A 3,664-nucleotide genomic window follows, 5' to 3' on the forward strand; every position below is an offset into this window, starting at 1 on the left:
ACTTTGCTGCTGTTCGGCCCCTACGCGGCGGAGAAAGCCCGGCTCTGCGGCGCAATGATCCTCGACCGCCTCCGCCGCGCCGGCGTCGAACCGGAACATCACAACATCGAATGCCTCGGCGCCGGCGATTGCGTGCCGGGCGTCGTCCCTGCCGCCGCGGCGCCGCCGGAGGTGGTGCTGCGGGTGACGGTCCGCGATTCCCGCCGGTCGACGGTCGAACGCTTCACCAAGGAATTTGCCCCGCTGGTGACATCCGGCCCGCCGGGCGTGACCGGCTATACCACCGGCCGGCCGCCGGTACGCGAGGTGCTCGCGTACTGGCCGGCGTTGATTGCCAAGAGTGCGGTGACTGCGGCGGTGCAAATTCTTCCGTAGGGTGGGCCGAGTCTTTGTCACCCCATAGGCACCAAGTTAAGGAAACGGGTGCGGCCAGTGGTGTATTTTGCCAAAGGCTTGCGCGATTGGTCAAGCCGCTTGGGCCGCTGCCAGCCGTAAGGAACCGGCACAGTCATTGAATGTGAATACAGCTGCACCGCAGCTGGATCCACGTAGGGGGTGACTGCGGCGCGCACCTTCCCCGCTTCCGCGCTGCGGGTTTTTTCGGCAAATCGGCGGTAGCAAACGGGACGCGACCCGAGAAGTCTTGGGGATGCATGGCCTACGAAGTGTCGTCCAGCCCGAGGCGCAGCTTCTGAGTGGGGTCAAACCAGGCTTCGTCCCAGGCGGTGAAGCGCACACTCTCCAAGAGCCGCCGCGCCACGTTCTTCCAGCTGCCGAAGAGCTTCCAGAACGGCCGCCCCGTCTCGGCCGCCAGGCGACGCAGCAGACTGCCTCGTTCCACCAACTGCGTTATCAGGAAGGCGATCTGCAAGAGCAGGTAATAGGACTTCCACTTCTGGGGGTCGATGCTGTAAACGTGCTCCAGGTTCAAGCCGCTGTTTTTCTGGCGGTTGAACCCCTCATTCTCGATCTTCCAACGATTGCGGCCTCCTTTCTGGGCGATTTTTTCCACCGTTTTCTTGCCCACCGGCAACGGCGTCAGCCAAGCAAAATATTGCGATGGGTCGTTCGGCAGCGTCTCCGTACATTCCAGGGCGTTGAGCCGCCAGTGCCGCTGTTCGCTGTCCTCGTAATCCAGCCGGTTCACCCAACGGAATTGCTGCTCGCGGCCGTCGCCCCAACTCCGCCGCACGACGTTCTCCGGGCACGCCGGCAACAGCGTCTGGAATTCCCGCCACAAGGTCGGCGTGCGGCCTTGCTTGAACGTCACCACGAACGACCAGCCCAACTCCTCGACCAGGGCGAACACCGGACCGCAGGCATACAGGTTGTCCATCGACAGCACAAAGCAGAGCTGGGGGTAAGCCTTCTTAATGCGCGGCAGCAGGCGGTGCAGCGCCTTGAGTTCGCAGTCTTGTTTGATCTCCTCGGCGCTGCGGCCTTGGCTGTCGGCCGCGTCGGCGTTCTCGATAAATTCGCTGTCGAGCGACACCACCACGCCGCCGGGGCCCAACAGTTTGGCTTCCAGGACGTGATGCATGTAGTAGGTGTGCTTGCCGTGCCGTTGCGTCAGACAGTGCGGGCAATGCCGCCGGTGGAAACAGAGCACGCCGGTCGCGTCGATCAACAGGACCGGCCGGCCCAACAAGCGCGCGGCGTCGAGGGCCTTCATGCGGAGCAACCGTTGCACCATCCGGCCGCGCAGCCGCTCCCAGCCGGCCAACTCCACCTGCCCCAGAAAGTAGTCGAGGGTGTCGTGGACCGGCAACGTCGTCTGCGCGGTCTGGGCCAGGCGATTGAGATTGGCCAGCACCTGGGGGCCGCCGTCGCGCAGCTCGAAGTCGAGTTGGCGGCGCGAGCTCAATTGCAGCAGGTACAGGGCGAGGCCCCACCAGCCGAGGAACCGCCGCGGATAGATAATGGCGTCTGGGTTGCGGCGGTCGGGCAAACGATCCAGCCATTGGTTCAGCTCGGGGAAGAAATGGCGGACGGTCTGGACCAGGGCCCGACCGGCGATCAGGGTCGCCCCGCCTGGCGGCGGCGGTGCCGCGCATGGGTCCGCACCAAGGCCAGGCTGAGCTGCTGAATCTCTTTGAGCACTTGCTTGAGCCGTTTGTGTTCGGCGATCCATGCCCGTACCTCCGGGAGCAAATCTTTGGGAACGTAGACAGAGTGGGTCTTGTTCCCGGCTCCCTTGAAGGTCAGGTGCTGGCCGGTGTGCAGCGGGCCGCCGTGGTGACAGCGGCAGGCGGGCCGGCCGCACCGGTGGGTGTAGCCGTTCAGGGAGGCCGCCAGGACAATCGAGCGCGGCGCCAGCTTCTTGAGCCGGCTGTCGAGCATCCGACGGATCAGGGTGGGATGGTCGGGGACGCGCATGGCAGGCCCGGGAACAGGGTGCGGATACCGCCGTTGTTAGGCTTAGCGGAAAAAGGGCGAAAAGGCCAGGTTCGACCAAAACCTGAACGGGCGCACCGTCGTGTTGACGGGGCGGAGCCTATCGAATGGTTCAAACGCCCCCGGAACGTGCGAGAAAAAAACCATTCCTCAAGGCTGCTCGAAACCTACACTATTGCTGCTGTTGATCTTCGTCGGCCGACTCGACGGTTCCATGCGGGCGGGGGACGATGGCCGTCAACGGCACATTGAGCGGCGGCAATTGTTCCTGCCACGACAGCGCCGGCAGCCGCTCCAGCGTGCGCGTCTCGACCCGCACGAAAATCGACTCGGCGGCCCGGCCCCGATAAACCCCCTTGTTGGGCGGCACGTCGGTAAAATCCCGGCCGACCGCCACCTTGACAAAATGTTCGTCCGTCAGCCGATCGTTGGTCGGATCGATGCCGACCCAGCCCAGGTCGGGCAACCAGACTTCGCACCAGGCATGGCTCTGCGATTCCTTGTTCAGCCGATGAATGTAGCCGCTGACGTACCGCGCCGGCACCTCGAAGGAACGCAACAAGGCCAACATCAGGTGCGTGAAATCCTGGCAAACGCCCTTGCCCTCCTCCAGCACATGGTCGATCGGCGAGGTGACCAGGGTAACGTCGGGGGCATACTCGAAGTGATCGCGGATGTGCCGGGCGATCCGTATGGCCAGGTCCGCCAGGCGCATGCCGGGGGCCGGGCGCACCGCATCGAGGTGCGTTGCCAGCAACGGCGAACGGCGAACCGGGCCATCGAACCGCAGGAAATCCAGCACCTCCAAATCCGTGCTCGGATCGGCGGGATAGACGGCCCGGCTGGAGGCCAGGTCGAGCGGCCGGGGATGAGTCTCGACGATGCTGGCGGCCAGCACCCGCACCTGTTCATGCGGCGCCAGCAAGTTGAAATGGTGGACCCGGTTGCCGAAACCGTCCTGGAAGCGAAAATTTTCGGTCGCCGGCTGGATCGCCAAGGCGAAGGAATGGCAGCTCTGGTCGGCGTCGCTGACCGGTTCCATGCGGACCTCGGCGATCGATTCCGTCACCGGTTCCGAATACTTCAGGTGCGTTTCGTGCTGGACCTCGAGGATCATGATCGAACTCCCGAAAAGCCCCTCTCCCCTGCACCACGCCGCCAACGCTTTGGCGGCCTGACCCTCCACCCCGCCAACGCGCGCTCTGGGGCGGTGACCCCCCATTTGGCGGGGTGACTCCCCCTATTACAAACTGCTCTTGACGAATCGCAC

The 3,664-nt window shown here is 64.3% G+C and carries 4 protein-coding genes; 1 reads left to right on the top strand and 3 read right to left on the bottom strand.

The features are described 5' to 3' along the window. Positions 1 to 375, top strand: a 375-nt coding sequence (locus VNH11_18765) for a DUF1446 domain-containing protein (GenBank protein HVA48414.1), incomplete at its 5' end; no start/stop codon positions are given. Between the two features lie 283 nt (positions 376 to 658). On the opposite strand, the gene VNH11_18770 is transcribed toward VNH11_18765, so the two are convergent. The 3 genes from VNH11_18770 to VNH11_18780 all read right to left on the bottom strand — a co-directional run bounded on the left by VNH11_18770 (position 659) and on the right by VNH11_18780 (position 3,511). After that, positions 659 to 1,948: a hypothetical protein gene (locus VNH11_18770; protein ID HVA48415.1), complete on the bottom strand. Its 1,290-nt coding sequence runs from the start codon at positions 1,946 to 1,948 to the stop codon at positions 659 to 661. 68 nt (positions 1,949 to 2,016) lie between these two features. After that, a complete protein-coding gene (locus VNH11_18775) occupies positions 2,017 to 2,376 on the bottom strand; it encodes a DUF6788 family protein (GenBank protein ID HVA48416.1) in 360 nt (119 codons plus the stop codon). A 190-nt stretch (positions 2,377 to 2,566) separates the two neighbouring features. Further along, positions 2,567 to 3,511 carry a transglutaminase family protein gene (locus tag VNH11_18780; GenBank protein ID HVA48417.1) on the bottom strand — a complete coding sequence of 315 codons (945 nt, stop codon included), beginning with the start codon at positions 3,509 to 3,511 and terminating at the stop codon, positions 2,567 to 2,569. Positions 3,512 to 3,664 lie beyond the last annotated feature (153 nt).

The sequence above is a fragment of the Pirellulales bacterium genome, from assembly GCA_035533075.1.
In the GTDB taxonomy this organism is placed as follows: Bacteria; Planctomycetota; Planctomycetia; order Pirellulales; family JAICIG01; genus DASSFG01.